This window comes from Pseudomonas sp. LBUM920 (assembly GCF_003852315.1).
GTDB lineage: Bacteria > Pseudomonadota > Gammaproteobacteria > Pseudomonadales > Pseudomonadaceae > Aquipseudomonas.
Map to the genome: position 1 here is coordinate 347,489 of NZ_CP027762.1, position 11,963 is coordinate 359,451.

Consider the following 11,963-nt stretch of genomic DNA (forward strand, 5'->3'; position numbering starts at 1 on the left):
TACGCTGCGTCGTGAGGAGTAGGCCATGAGCCTGAGTGAAGAGCTTTTGACGTTGTTCGGCAAAAACGTCACCCACGATGCCCAAGGCATCAATGCGCGCATGCACTTTTTCGGCAGCGTGCCTACCGACCCATCCCCCCACGCACACGCTCAAGCCATTGATCTGGCAGCACTGCGCCCGAAAATCGTCGCGCTGGTGTCGATGAATGGAGGTGTCGGCCGAAGCACATTGGCCACAGCCTTGAGCAGCGGTCTGCAGCGCCACGGCGAATCGGTGGTGGCGCTGGACCTGGACCCGCAGAACGCCTTGCACCATCACTTCGGCGTCAGCGCGGCGCTCCCCGGTATCGGCCGCACCAGCCTGGAGCATGGGCAGTGGAGCCCGTTGCAACAGCTCGGTTTCGCCGGTTGCCAAGTGCTCACCTTTGGCGATATCGATGTCCAGCAGCAGGAAAATCTCGAGCGCTGGCTCAAGCACGAGCCGACCTGGCTGGCTCAACGCCTCTTGTCGCTGGGCCTGAGCGAGCGGCAAACGGTGATCATCGATACGCCGGCTGGCAACAACGTCTACTTTCATCAAGCGCTGAACGTTGCCGACGTGGTGTTGGTGATTGTGCAGGCGGATGCCGCGTGCCTTGGCACGCTCGATCACTTGGATGTATTGCTTGCGCCGCACCTTGCCGGTGAGCGCCCGTCTGCCGTGCATGTGGTGGTCAATCAGGTGGATGAGAGCAATGCATTCAGCCTGGACATGGTTGAGGCCTTCAAACAGCACCTCGGCAAGGCTCCGCTGGAGGTTCACCGTGACGTGGCGATCAACGAGGCGCTGGCGTTTGCCGCCGACCCGTTGGATAACGTTGCGAAACACCTGGCCAGCGACGATATCAACGAAATTTGCCGGTTGTTGAAGGCGCCCAAAAGAACGGCTTAAGCGTGGTTTATATGCTTTACGCCCGATGCTTATGCACAATCGGTTGGTCGTGGGTGTCACGAAACAGCCATTTTGTGGAGCCGTTCTCAACACGCTGCAACTGCCTGTTTTGCGTGCATTTTATAATGTGAACAAAAAATGACCAGCTTGGCTTTTGGCCTGTAGCGCTGATAGTTACAGCGCTCGTAAAGAATTCATCAACAGACTTATCCACAGGGCGCGTGTAGGAAAATTTGCCCTTTAATCGCGCTCAGCCACCACCATCAAATTGCGCGGGGTCAGCGTGGCTTCGCAGAAGCTGCCTATCTCAACGTTGTAGCCCTGTTCGAGCAGAAAAAGTGCCCGGTCCAGCACCAGCCACATCTCCAATGGGCGCCGAAACAACCCACGGACCAACTCCAGGTTTCTGACCTCGGCCAGCCGGCGCCAGCCCTGCGCTTCCAGCGCCTGCCAATCCTGTTCACCTGTGGATAAGCCTTTAAGGCTCGCCAGTGCTTGGCAATAGTCTGCGAAAGGTTGATCCAGCCAGCGGGCGGGCAAGGAAGGCGTGGGCAAATAGTCATCGCAGTTGCGCAATTGCCGCTGTAGCTGATCGAAGCCCAGGCGTCGGGCCATGGAGATATCCCGCTGTTGGCGTACGCGGTTGCCGGCAGTGACGGTTTCGCTCAACGGCAGGCCCAGGTCATCAATCGACAGCCGCAATTGCGACGCGCGTGCGGTGCCGGATACAGCTTGATAGCTGTCGGCGTTGATGCGGTTGTAACAGCAGGGCGCCAGTGCCAGTTGCTTGCAACCGGCCGCGCTGGCCAGTTGCAGCAGGCGCACGTGCAGGTCGCCGCAGGCATGCAGGGCGACGGGTGTGTGTTCGGGGCTGAGTGCCACCTGGGCCATCACGTCTTGCAGGCAATGGGTGACGGGCAAGCGGTGGTGGTCGCTTAATGCCTGGCCGGAGGCGATCAGCGCCGGGTCGTGTTCCAGGCATGTCAGCTGTTGGCCGGGTTGCAGCAGGCGGCGGCCAAGGTGGCCTTTGCCGGCGCACCAGTCCAGCCAATGGCCGGGCGTGTGGGTAAAGTTGAGTGCTGCGCCGAAAGCTTCTATCTGTTGCCATTTGCGACCCGGCACGTCGACATTCAATCGATGACGCGCCGGCTCCAGCGCCCGTGTCGGTAACCTGTCCACGGCACTGAGCTGCAGCGCCTGTTCGGCCAGCTGTGGAAAAGGCGCGGGCGCCGGCAGGTCGTGAGGCCAGTTGTGACAGCTTTCGGCATCGGCCAAAGTGCGCTGGCGTAACCACTGGGCAAGCTCGGGATACTCGCGTTCCCAGGGTAATTGCGAATGCGTAAAGGGCCGTGGTCGCCACAGCCCTTGGTGCTCGATCAGGAACGCATCCAGCGCCGCGAAGCGCGCCTCAACGTCCCTGGCAAGCATCGACGCGCAACCAGCGTTCGAGCAGTTTGAAGCCGCGTACCAGGATGTAGGAAATCAGCAGGTAGAACACGCCGGCGGTGAAGAACATCTCAACTGTCAGGTAGTTGCGCGCAATGATGGTCCTGGCCATGCCGGTCAGCTCCAGCAAGGTCACAGTGCTCGCGAGCGAGCTGGCCTTGAGCATCAAAATGACTTCGTTGCTGTAGGCCGGCAGGCCGATGCGGGCCGCACGCGGCAGGATGATATAGAACAGCGTTTTCGGCTTGGACATGCCCAGCGCGCGCGCCGCTTCGATTTCGCCCGGCGGGATAGCCTGGATGGCGCCGCGCAATATCTCGGCGATATAAGCCGCCGTGTGCAGGGTCATGGTGGCCGTGGCACACCAGAAAGGGTCGCGCAGATACGTCCACATGAAGCTTGCGCGCACGGCGTCGAATTGGGCCAGGCCGTAATAGACCAAGAACAACTGCACCAGCAACGGGGTGCCGCGAAAAAAGAAGATATACGCGTAGGGCAGCGAACGCACATACCAGCGCTTGGACGAGCGAGCGATACCCAGTGGGATCGCCAGGATCAGCCCGAGAATCACGGCAATGCCCACCAGCTCCAGGGTCAGAATGGCGCCCTGGATAAACTTCGGCAGCCACTTATAGATGACTTCCCATTCCATTACGTCGTCCTCACGAAGCCGCGGGCGGCGCGTTTTTCCAGCACGTGCATAGCGACCATCGACAGCGACGTCAGCCCCAGGTAAATGAACGCGGCGACCAGATAGAAGGTGAACGGCTGTTTGGTGACGGTGACCGCGATCTGGGCGTGGCGCATGATTTCTTCCAGGCCGATGACGGTGACCAGCGCGGTGTCTTTCATCAGGATCAGGAACAAGTTGCCCAGGCCCGGCAGGGCGATGCGCCACATTTGCGGCATGATCAGACGGGTGAAGATGCGAAACTTCGACAGGCCCAATGCCACACCGGCTTCGCGATGGCCCTTGGGAATAGCGATGATCGCGCCACGTAACACCTCGGTGGCATAAGCCCCGAAACACAGGCCCAAGGCGATCACGCCGGCCGCGAAAGCGCTGAGCGACAGGTCGGGGATGTCGAGCATTTCACCCAGGCTGCGCATCGCATTGATCGTGCCGAAATAAATCAGCAACACCCACAACAGTTCCGGCACGCCGCGAACGATGGTCGAGTAAACGCCGCCAAGCCATTGCAACGGCTTGTACGGGGACGTCTTGGCCAAGGCGCCGGCAAGGCCCAGCACCAGCCCCAGGCATAAAGCCGTGAGTGCCAGTTTGACGGTCATCAGCGCGCCGGCGGCGAGCGCCGGGCCGAATCCGTAGAGATCGAAATTCATGGTGTTTTCATATCGCGGCAGGCATTGCTAAAAGCCGACGCGCTCAAGCAGCGCGTCGGGCAGGCCGTTCAGATCATTCGATGCTGAACGGGAAGTACTTGTCGTTGATCTTTTTGTAGGTGCCGTCTGCCTTGATCTCTGCCAAAGCTTTGTTCAGGCGCTCGCGCAGCGGGTCGCCCTTGCGCACGGCGATCCCGATCTTGTCGCTTTCTACAACGGGGTCGCCCTTGAATTCATAGGCCGAACCGTCTTTGCTCTTGAGCCATTCGTACTGCACGTATTTGTCGGCGAGGATGCCGTCAAGGCGGCCGGACGTCAGGTCGAGGTAGGCGTTTTCCTGGGTGTCGTAAAGCTTGGCCTCGGTGTCCGGCAGCTTGTCTTCCAGGTAGGTACCGGCCAACGTCGCGCGCTGTGCACCGATGACCTTGCCCTTCAGGTAGGCGGCGTCGGTCTTGAAGTCCGCAGTCGCTTTAGGCGCGATGAATTGCAGCTTGTTGGAGTAGTACGGGTCGGTGAAGTCGACGGCCTGCTTGCGCTCATCGGTGATCGACAGCGAGGACACCAGGAAGTCGAACTTCTTGGCGTTCAGGGCCGGGATGATGCCGTCCCAGTCGGACACATACACTTCGCACTTCTCGACTTTCATCTTCGCGCACAGGGCGTCGCCGATGTCTTTGTCGAAGCCGACGACGTTGCCGCTGGCGTCTTTATTGTTGAAGGGCGGGTAGGCCGCTTCGATCCCCATTTTCAAGGTTTCTGCCATGGCCGTGGCGCTGAACGCCATCGAAACGGCCGCGGCCAGAAGGAATTTTTTATAGTTCTGCATGCATGTTGCTCCGTTAGCGGTTGCTGGACATGAATTGTTTGCAGCGCGCCGAAAGCGGGTTTTCAAACACCTGCTGTGGCGATCCTTGCTCTTCGACCAGGCCCTGGTGCAGGAACACCACTTCACTGGACACCTGACGGGCAAAGCCCATTTCATGGGTGACCAACAGCATGGTGCGGCCTTCTTCGGCCAGCGCGCGGATCACATTAAGTACTTCCTGGACCATTTCCGGGTCAAGCGCCGATGTCGGCTCGTCGAACAGGATGACCTTGGGCTGCATCGCCAGGGTGCGCGCAATGGCCGCCCGTTGCTGCTGGCCACCGGACAGTTGCGCAGGGTAGGCGTGGCGCTTGTCAGCGATGCCGACCTTGGCCAGCAAGGCTTCGGCCACTTCTGTGGCTTCGGCTTTGCTTTGGCCGAGCACACGGCGGGGCGCCTCGATGATGTTGTCGAGGATGCTCATGTGCGGCCACAGATTAAAGTTTTGAAACACAAAACCGATTTCGCTGCGCAGGCGGTTGATCTGTTTGCCGTCGGCGGCCATCAGCTCGCCGTTTTTCGCGGCCTTGAGCTTGAGCTCTTCGCCGGCGACCAGGATCTGCCCCTGATGCGGGTTTTCCAGCAGATTGATGCAGCGCAGGAAGGTGGACTTGCCGGAACCGGAGGAACCCAGGATCGAGATCACGTCGCCGTCGCGGGCGGTCAGCGAGATACCTTTAAGTACCTCAAGCTCACCATAGCGTTTATGCAAGTTGCGGATTTCAAGCGCGGGCGCGGCCTCGGCCATGTGCGGTCCTCATTGTGTTCATTGCATTCCTGCTGTTGGGCCGCCTTCCTGGCGAGGCGCCAAGCTAGCATAGCGTTCGGATGGCAGCCAACAGCGCTGCGGACGGTTAACGGGTGGCCTGCGGCAGGGTGTCGCATCGGCGCAGCAGCGTGTCGCGCCATCAACAACCTACAGACGTTTGAACCCGAGAAATCCACAGGCTTTGCGTAAAAAAGGGCGCGATGGTGCCAGCTTTGGGCGGGTGTTGGAAGGGTTAACCGGGCAAACGGTCCATATCAGCCCCTTTGTGGGGCGTCACGCACTTTTTGTGTGTGTTTTTGGTGCGCCCGAGCGTCTTGAATGTGGGTCGCACGGTAACGCTATAGCGGAATGCCATTGTTCTCAATGACTTGCAGCTCACGTTGAATTGTCCTACAGCCCGCGTCAATCGCGGCTCTGTAACATTTTGGCGCAAATCTTGCGTAAAAAATAAAGAACGCCCCGTTGGTTTCTTTTCACGAGAAAGATCGCAGGCCGGGCGGACCGTTTTCGCAATTCCTCGTAAAGGTGTGTCAATGAGTAGTACGCAAAGCTCCAATGACCTCGAACAGGGGCTCAAACCGCGTCACGTCACCATGCTGTCGATTGCCGGCGTCATTGGTGCCGGTTTGTTTGTTGGCTCCGGCCACGCGATTGCTGCCGCCGGCCCGGCCGTACTGCTGGCTTACGCCGCTGCGGGTACGCTGGTGGTATTGGTGATGCGCATGCTCGCCGAAATGGCCGTGGCTTCGCCGGATACCGGTTCGTTCTCCACCTATGCCGACCGCGCGATTGGCCACTGGGCCGGTTTCACCATTGGCTGGTTGTACTGGTGGTTCTGGGTGCTGGTGATTCCGTTGGAAGCCAACGCCGCTGCGACCATCCTTAATGCATGGTTCCCCGATGTGGCGATCTGGGCCTTTACCTTGATCATCACGTTGCTGCTCACGGCAACCAACTTGTTCAGCGTGAAGAACTACGGTGAGTTCGAGTTCTGGTTTGCGCTGATCAAAGTCGTGGCGATTGTGGGCTTTGTGATCCTCGGCCTGGCGGCAATTTTCGGCTTCCTGCCGACCAGTCAGGTCAGCGGTGTGTCCCACCTGTTCGACACCCAAGGCTTTATGCCTAATGGCATGGGCGCGGTGTTGGCGGCCATCCTGACCACCATGTTCTCGTTCATGGGTACCGAGATTGTCACCATCGCTGCGGCCGAATCGAAGAACCCTGGCCAGCAAATCACCAAGGCCACCAACTCGGTGATCTGGCGGATTGGTTTGTTCTACCTGCTGTCGATCTTCATTGTTGTGTCGCTGGTGCCATGGAACGATCCGACGCTGGCTGCCGTAGGTTCCTACCAGACTGTGCTGGAACGCATGGGCATTCCGAACGCCAAGCTGATCGTCGACCTGGTGGTATTGGTTGCCGTGACCAGCTGCCTGAATTCGGCGTTGTACACCGCCTCGCGCATGCTGTTCTCCCTGGGTCGTCGCGGTGATGCACCGGCGATGTCCAAGCGTACCAACAAAAGCGGCACGCCTTACTGTGCGGTGCTGTTGTCCACTGGCGCGGCGTTCCTGGCCGTGTTCGCCAACTACGTCGCCCCGGCGGCGGTGTTCGAGTTCCTGTTGGCTAGCTCCGGTGCCATCGCGTTGCTGGTGTACCTGGTGATCGCGGTGTCGCAACTGCGCATGCGCCAGAAGCGCACGGCTGCGGGCGAGAAGATTGTGTTCAAGATGTGGCTGTTCCCTGGCCTGACGTACGCGGTAATGGTGTTCATCGTCGGTACGCTGACCATCATGCTGTTTCAGGAAGCGCACCGGGTCGAGATTATTGCGACCGGGATTTTGAGCTTGCTGGTGGTGCTGGCGGGGTTGTTTGTGGCGAGCCGTCGCAAGGCGCAGAGGGTAGGCGCTGCCGTACTCAATTGATGTAATGAAATGCGGTGCTCAATGCACCGCAATGCAAATGTGGGAGCGGGCTTGCCCGCGATTACGGTAGATCAGCCAGCACATCTGGCGACTGATCCACCGCTTTTCGCGGGCAAGCCCGCTCCCACATTTGGTTTTGTGTCAGTCTGGCGAGTTGGTGAGCGCTTGGGACGCCGCCACGTAATCGGCCTGAAACTCCGGCGACTCGATCCACGCCAGCGCTGCCGCCTCATCGTCACTGTCCGTCGCCCACTGCCGGTACTCGATCAGTGCCGCGAGAATGAAGTCGGTAGCCTCTTCTTCGCCTTCCTGCTCCAGCACCAACGCCAACAACGGATGCGCCAGGAATACTGCACACAGCGCCTGCAGGCTGGTTTCGCCCGCGGTGCGCATCTCCATAAACAACTCGGTCAAATCCACCGACTCAAGGTCGATGCGGCTGTCATCGCCGGCGAACGCATCCGGCTTGGTCGCCACGCTGCGTTGGGTACGGTTTTGCTTGGCCTTGGCCTTTGCCCGGTGGGCACGTTTTTGCTGCTTGTTCGGCGAGGCCATGGGCTCAACGTCCTTGGGTACTGGGTCTGGGTGGGTATTGAAGCGCAGGTTGGGGGTAAATCCCAAGGGATTCTAAACGCGCAGGCCGGGAGCGCCTTGCATCAACTCACCGTGTTGCATCCACGCCAGTGCAATCGGCCACAGCCGGTCCTGATATTCACTGCGGAAAAAAGCGAAATGCCCGACGGCTTTTTCGCCAATATCTTCAGGTGCTATGCGCAGATGCGTGCGCTCGCTGTGTTCAAAATAGCCCAGCAGACGCTCAATGGCCGCCACTGTGCCAAACGGGTCATCGGTGATGCTGATCGCCAGCAATTGCACCTTCACGCGGGCAAACGGCAGCTCATTCAGCGCCCGCCCGCTGGGGCGCGTCTCATACCTGGGGGTTGGCGTGCCCCAGTCGTGCACCACGCCGGCCGGTGTGTCCTCCAGCCAGCCCAGGCGTTTACCGGGGAAGTAGCCATACAGCGCAGTTACCAGCGGCATCACCACATGCCACTTGGCAAACATGCGCCAGCGCCCGCTGGCCTCATAGTCGCGCCAGTACGCAAACTGCGCGCCGACGGTGACGATGCGTCGGATCACCGCGCCGGAAGCGCCAAGCCCCGCCGCACAGCCTCCAAAGCTATGACCGACCACGTCAATCGGCTGCCCTGGAAACTCCCGTTGCGCGCGCTGCAGCATCGCCTCGAAATCCAGCACGCCCCAATCCGACCACGTCGCCTTGAAGCCGCGCAGCGAGCCACTGCGGGATTCGCCTATGCCTCGGTAGTCGTACGTGATGACGTCCAAGCCGTTGGCAAACAGGTAGTCGGCGAAGCGTGAGTAGTGCCGGCAGCGCACGGAGGTGGCGGCGTTGATGATGACAACCGGGCGTGTCGGGTCGGTTCTGATATGGCGCCAGGTGAAGCCGCCGATGGGATAGCCGTCGGTGGCGGGCTCACGGAATGCTTCTGGGGCTGGTCGAGTGGGCAGGTTCATAGGGCGGCTTGATCCTTGCGCTTTTGGTGTGGGCTGTAGGGCCACGCGCTTTTATAAGAAACCGAAATTAACAAATTTAGCGCGGCAGGGGCGTAACAAATATCGCGATGCTCGACCTCGGCCCCCTGAGTGCTTAGGCTTGCGATCTGTTCATCAGCCAAAGTCAGTCCATGACCCGCGACACCCTCGAACACAATCAGATCCTCATCTACTCCGTCGCCGTCCTGCTGGCGGCCGCATTCGGCGTGCTTGCGCCGCTTGCAGCCCACGGTCTTGGCGTACTGGTGACGCCTGCCATCGCGGTGCTGATGTACGCGATGTTCCTGCAAATCCCGTTTCTGGACCTGCGCCAGGGCTTGGGCAACAAGCGCTTTATTTCGGCGCTGCTGTTGGCCAATTTCATCCTGGTGCCCTTGCTGGTGTGGGCGTTGACCCGTGGCCTGGTGGAGCGCCCGGCGCTGTTGGTGGGGGCGTTGCTGGTGTTGCTGACGCCGTGCATCGACTACGTGGTGGTGTTTACCCACATCGGTAAAGGCGATTCGCGGCTGATGTTGGCGGCAACACCAGTGCTGTTACTGCTGCAACTGGTACTGCTGCCGGTGTACCTGGGTTTCATGCTGGGCGCGCAATCCGCTGTCGTCGTGGCAGTAGAGCCGTTCGTGGAGGCGTTTGTGCTGTTGATTGTGCTGCCGATGATGCTGGCGGTACTGACGACGTTCCTGGCGCGGCGCTCCAGTGTGATCAATGCGTGGAACGACGCCTGGGCCTGGCTGCCGGTGCCCGCGATGGCGCTGGTGCTGTTTGTGGTCATCGGCTCGCAGATTACCTCGGTGGTGCGCGATATCGGTGTGCTGTTGCCGCTGATGCCGGTGTACGTGGGCTTCTTGTTGCTGGCGCCGTTGATGGGCGCGCTGGCTGCGCGGTTGTTTGCGTTGCCTGCCGTGACCGCGCGGGCGGTCACGTTCAGTGCCTCGACCCGCAATTCTCTGGTGGTCTTGCCCCTTGCGCTGGCTTTGCCGGAAGACGTGCGCGGGCTGGCTGCAACGGCGGTGATTCTGCAAACCCTCGTTGAGTTGATGGGCGAGCTAGTCTACATCCGGCTGATTCCGGTACTGGTGTGGCGCGCTGGTCGATAAATCCATAAATGTTCGGGTTTGTTCAGGCGCTATTCAGGGGCCGAGTCGGCACCATGGCGTCGGAGCAGCCTACTGAAAGGATATTCGATGGATCACCGCAGCCGTTTTCGCCTGGAGTCCCTGGGCCTGTTTCTGATCGCTTTATTGCTGTTCACCTTGGGCATCTGGGATGAGCAGCCCCAAGGGTTTGACGGGCGTTGGGCACTGTTCCTGCAGGAAATGTTTCGCAATGGCGCGAGTCTTTTTCCTACTACCTACGGTCAGCCTTACCCTGACTACCCGGGCACCGCGACCTTTTTCAGCTTCGTGTTTGCCGGCGTGTTCGGGGCGCCCAACCACCTCGCGAATGTGCTGCCGACGGCGCTTGCCTCGGCGGGCATGATTGCGCTGATCTATCGCTTGCTGGTGCCATTTAGCCGACCTTGGGCGTGGCTGACGGTATTGCTGACGCTGCTCACCACCCAATTGCTCGACAAGTCGCGCTCGGTGTGCCTGGACCTGATGATCGCATTGCTATGTGTGGGCAGTTTCTACCTGCTGCACAGCGGCGAGCGCATGGGGTCGCGGTTGAGGCAGCTTGCTGTGTTCCCGTTATTTATTCTGGCGTTCGCGATTCGTGGGCCGCTTGGGTTGATCGAGGTGTGTGGCGTGGTGTGCGTGTACTGGGCGCTCGGCCGGCCGGGGGAGCGCGTCAAGCAGGTGCTGATTCACGGTGTTGTGGGGTTGGTGTTGCTGGTGGCGTGCTGGTGGGTGTTGATGAAGCTGGCGCGGTTCAGCGGGGGCGACGCCTTTGCCGATGAGGTGTTCAGGATGCAGGTCAGCGGGCGCCTCGATGAGAGTGGCGAGCCGTTTTACTTCTACTTCAAGCTCAGTTTGTACCGCTACTTCCCGGTGGTGCCGCTCGCGCTGGCCACGATGATTGCGCTGCGTCATCGCTGGTCTGAGCGCTGGGTCAATGACGATATTGAGCTGGTGGTGCGGCTTGGCGCCTGTGGCTTGATGATTTTGCTCGGGCTTTCGGTGCCGCACTTCAAACGCGCTTATTACATCTTGCCGATGGTGCCGATGTTTGCCGCTGTCGCCGCCTATGGGCTGCTTCAGGCGCAACATTGGCTGATTGGCGTGCGCCGCTGCTACGAAGGGCTTGTCGCGGTGCTACCGGCGTTGTGCGTGGTCGTGCTGTTTGTGTGTCGGCATGCCTGGCAAAAGCACGGCTACTGGCCGGACGTTTCGTTACCGCTGATGATTGGCGCGATGCTGGTGTTGCAAGTGGCGGCGCTGATGGCCTGGCGTCGTCCATTGCGGTTGGTGTGGCTTAGCGTGGTCGCACTGGCGGCGCAATGGCTGCTGTTGGTGGTGGTGATAGACCCCGCCAAGGATCTGCAATTTGATACGCGCAAGTTTGTCACCCAAGTTGAAGCGCTGCGTGTGGCCGAGCCAGGCCCCTTGGTGTTCGTCAATCTGGGGCGCGATACCTGGGCGGTGCGCTACATGATGAACCTGGATCACGATGAACAGCCGCTGTTCGTCGCTGGTAATCAGCTTGAGCAATTAACCACGTTGCCACGGCCATCCTGGGTGATTGTGCCGCGCAAGGAGGCAGCGCTATTGAAAGGGACGTCGATGGAGCAGCAAGCGCCAAGCTTTGAAGGGCGGCTGAACGATAATCCGCTGATGGTGTTTTTGCTGAAGTAGGCGGGCGGCTTACTGGCGTTGCATAGGCTCGGGGCGATAGTGGATCGCCCTGGGTTGTGTACATAAAATCCAGGCAACAAAAAACCCGCACTTGGCGGGTTTTTTGTGTGTTTCAGATGACGTTTGCACCACCTGAAACTAATTAGTGGTGCCCAGAGACGGAATCGAACCGCCGACACGGGGATTTTCAATCCCCTGCTCTACCGACTGAGCTATCTGGGCAACGGGGCGCATTAAACGGGTTTTTCAGGGGGTCGTCAAGCAAGTTTTCAAAAAATATTTAATTATTACCGTCGCTTACGTGCCGACCCCGATT

General features: G+C 59.8%; 11 protein-coding genes and 1 tRNA gene. 4 read left to right on the plus strand and 8 right to left on the minus strand.

Annotation, left to right across the window (positions count from 1 at the left end; translation table 11 throughout):
* The first annotated feature begins 25 nt into the window (after positions 1-25).
* Positions 26-931 (plus strand): cellulose biosynthesis protein BcsQ, encoded by a 906-nt coding sequence (bcsQ, locus tag C4J83_RS01515; protein ID WP_124416197.1) that lies wholly within the window; start codon positions 26-28, stop codon positions 929-931.
* Between the two features lie 240 nt (positions 932-1,171).
* Here the strand turns inward: bcsQ and C4J83_RS01520 are convergent, their stop codons facing one another.
* The 5 genes from C4J83_RS01520 to C4J83_RS01540 all read right to left on the minus strand — a co-directional run bounded on the left by C4J83_RS01520 (position 1,172) and on the right by C4J83_RS01540 (position 5,334).
* Positions 1,172-2,359 (minus strand): methyltransferase, encoded by a 1,188-nt coding sequence (locus C4J83_RS01520; RefSeq protein WP_124416198.1) that lies wholly within the window; start codon positions 2,357-2,359, stop codon positions 1,172-1,174.
* Positions 2,340-3,029 (minus strand): ABC transporter permease, encoded by a 690-nt coding sequence (locus tag C4J83_RS01525; RefSeq protein ID WP_106577455.1) that lies wholly within the window; start codon positions 3,027-3,029, stop codon positions 2,340-2,342. The genes C4J83_RS01520 and C4J83_RS01525 overlap by 20 nt, the downstream gene beginning before the upstream one ends.
* Entirely contained in the window at positions 3,029-3,721 is a 693-nt protein-coding gene (locus tag C4J83_RS01530; RefSeq protein WP_119738133.1) for an ABC transporter permease, read from the minus strand. The genes C4J83_RS01525 and C4J83_RS01530 overlap by 1 nt, the downstream gene beginning before the upstream one ends.
* Before the next feature lie 73 nt (positions 3,722-3,794).
* Complete coding sequence (locus tag C4J83_RS01535; protein ID WP_003187758.1) at positions 3,795-4,547, minus strand: ABC transporter substrate-binding protein; 753 nt, start codon at positions 4,545-4,547, stop codon at positions 3,795-3,797.
* 13 nt (positions 4,548-4,560) lie between these two features.
* Positions 4,561-5,334: an ABC transporter ATP-binding protein gene (locus tag C4J83_RS01540; protein WP_106577457.1), complete on the minus strand. Its 774-nt coding sequence runs from the start codon at positions 5,332-5,334 to the stop codon at positions 4,561-4,563.
* Positions 5,335-5,888: 554 nt separating this feature from the next.
* On the opposite strand from C4J83_RS01540, the gene gabP reads away from it, so the two are divergent.
* Positions 5,889-7,280 carry a GABA permease gene (gabP, locus tag C4J83_RS01545; RefSeq protein ID WP_119738131.1) on the plus strand — a complete coding sequence of 464 codons (1,392 nt, stop codon included), beginning with the start codon at positions 5,889-5,891 and terminating at the stop codon, positions 7,278-7,280.
* A gap of 141 nt (positions 7,281-7,421) precedes the next feature.
* On the opposite strand, the gene C4J83_RS01550 is transcribed toward gabP, so the two are convergent.
* A complete protein-coding gene (locus C4J83_RS01550; RefSeq protein ID WP_124416199.1) occupies positions 7,422-7,835 on the minus strand; it encodes a hypothetical protein in 414 nt (137 codons plus the stop codon).
* A 72-nt stretch (positions 7,836-7,907) separates the two neighbouring features.
* Positions 7,908-8,816: an alpha/beta hydrolase family protein gene (locus tag C4J83_RS01555; protein WP_124416200.1), complete on the minus strand. Its 909-nt coding sequence runs from the start codon at positions 8,814-8,816 to the stop codon at positions 7,908-7,910.
* Between the two features lie 170 nt (positions 8,817-8,986).
* Between C4J83_RS01555 and C4J83_RS01560 the strand changes: the two genes are divergently transcribed.
* Complete coding sequence (locus tag C4J83_RS01560) at positions 8,987-9,952, plus strand: arsenic resistance protein (protein ID WP_124416201.1); 966 nt, start codon at positions 8,987-8,989, stop codon at positions 9,950-9,952.
* An 87-nt stretch (positions 9,953-10,039) separates the two neighbouring features.
* Positions 10,040-11,647, plus strand: coding sequence for an ArnT family glycosyltransferase (locus tag C4J83_RS01565; RefSeq protein ID WP_124416202.1), 1,608 nt, complete (start codon positions 10,040-10,042; stop codon positions 11,645-11,647).
* 146 nt (positions 11,648-11,793) lie between these two features.
* On the opposite strand, the gene C4J83_RS01570 is transcribed toward C4J83_RS01565, so the two are convergent.
* Positions 11,794-11,869 (minus strand) — tRNA-Phe (locus tag C4J83_RS01570).
* Positions 11,870-11,963: the final 94 nt, after the last annotated feature.

Bases quoted from the DNA above. Each gene is read 5' to 3' on its own strand.
- bcsQ (WP_124416197.1), top strand. From the start codon at position 26: ATGAGCCTGAGTGAAGAGCTTTTGACGTTGTTCGGCAAAAACGTCACC.
- C4J83_RS01520 (WP_124416198.1), bottom strand. From the start codon at position 2,359: ATGCTTGCCAGGGACGTTGAGGCGCGCTTCGCGGCGCTGGATGCGTTC.
- C4J83_RS01525 (WP_106577455.1), bottom strand. From the start codon at position 3,029: ATGGAATGGGAAGTCATCTATAAGTGGCTGCCGAAGTTTATCCAGGGC.
- C4J83_RS01530 (WP_119738133.1), bottom strand. From the start codon at position 3,721: ATGAATTTCGATCTCTACGGATTCGGCCCGGCGCTCGCCGCCGGCGCG.
- C4J83_RS01535 (WP_003187758.1), bottom strand. From the start codon at position 4,547: ATGCAGAACTATAAAAAATTCCTTCTGGCCGCGGCCGTTTCGATGGCG.
- C4J83_RS01540 (WP_106577457.1), bottom strand. From the start codon at position 5,334: ATGGCCGAGGCCGCGCCCGCGCTTGAAATCCGCAACTTGCATAAACGC.
- gabP (WP_119738131.1), top strand. From the start codon at position 5,889: ATGAGTAGTACGCAAAGCTCCAATGACCTCGAACAGGGGCTCAAACCG.
- C4J83_RS01550 (WP_124416199.1), bottom strand. From the start codon at position 7,835: ATGGCCTCGCCGAACAAGCAGCAAAAACGTGCCCACCGGGCAAAGGCC.
- C4J83_RS01555 (WP_124416200.1), bottom strand. From the start codon at position 8,816: ATGAACCTGCCCACTCGACCAGCCCCAGAAGCATTCCGTGAGCCCGCC.
- C4J83_RS01560 (WP_124416201.1), top strand. From the start codon at position 8,987: ATGACCCGCGACACCCTCGAACACAATCAGATCCTCATCTACTCCGTC.
- C4J83_RS01565 (WP_124416202.1), top strand. From the start codon at position 10,040: ATGGATCACCGCAGCCGTTTTCGCCTGGAGTCCCTGGGCCTGTTTCTG.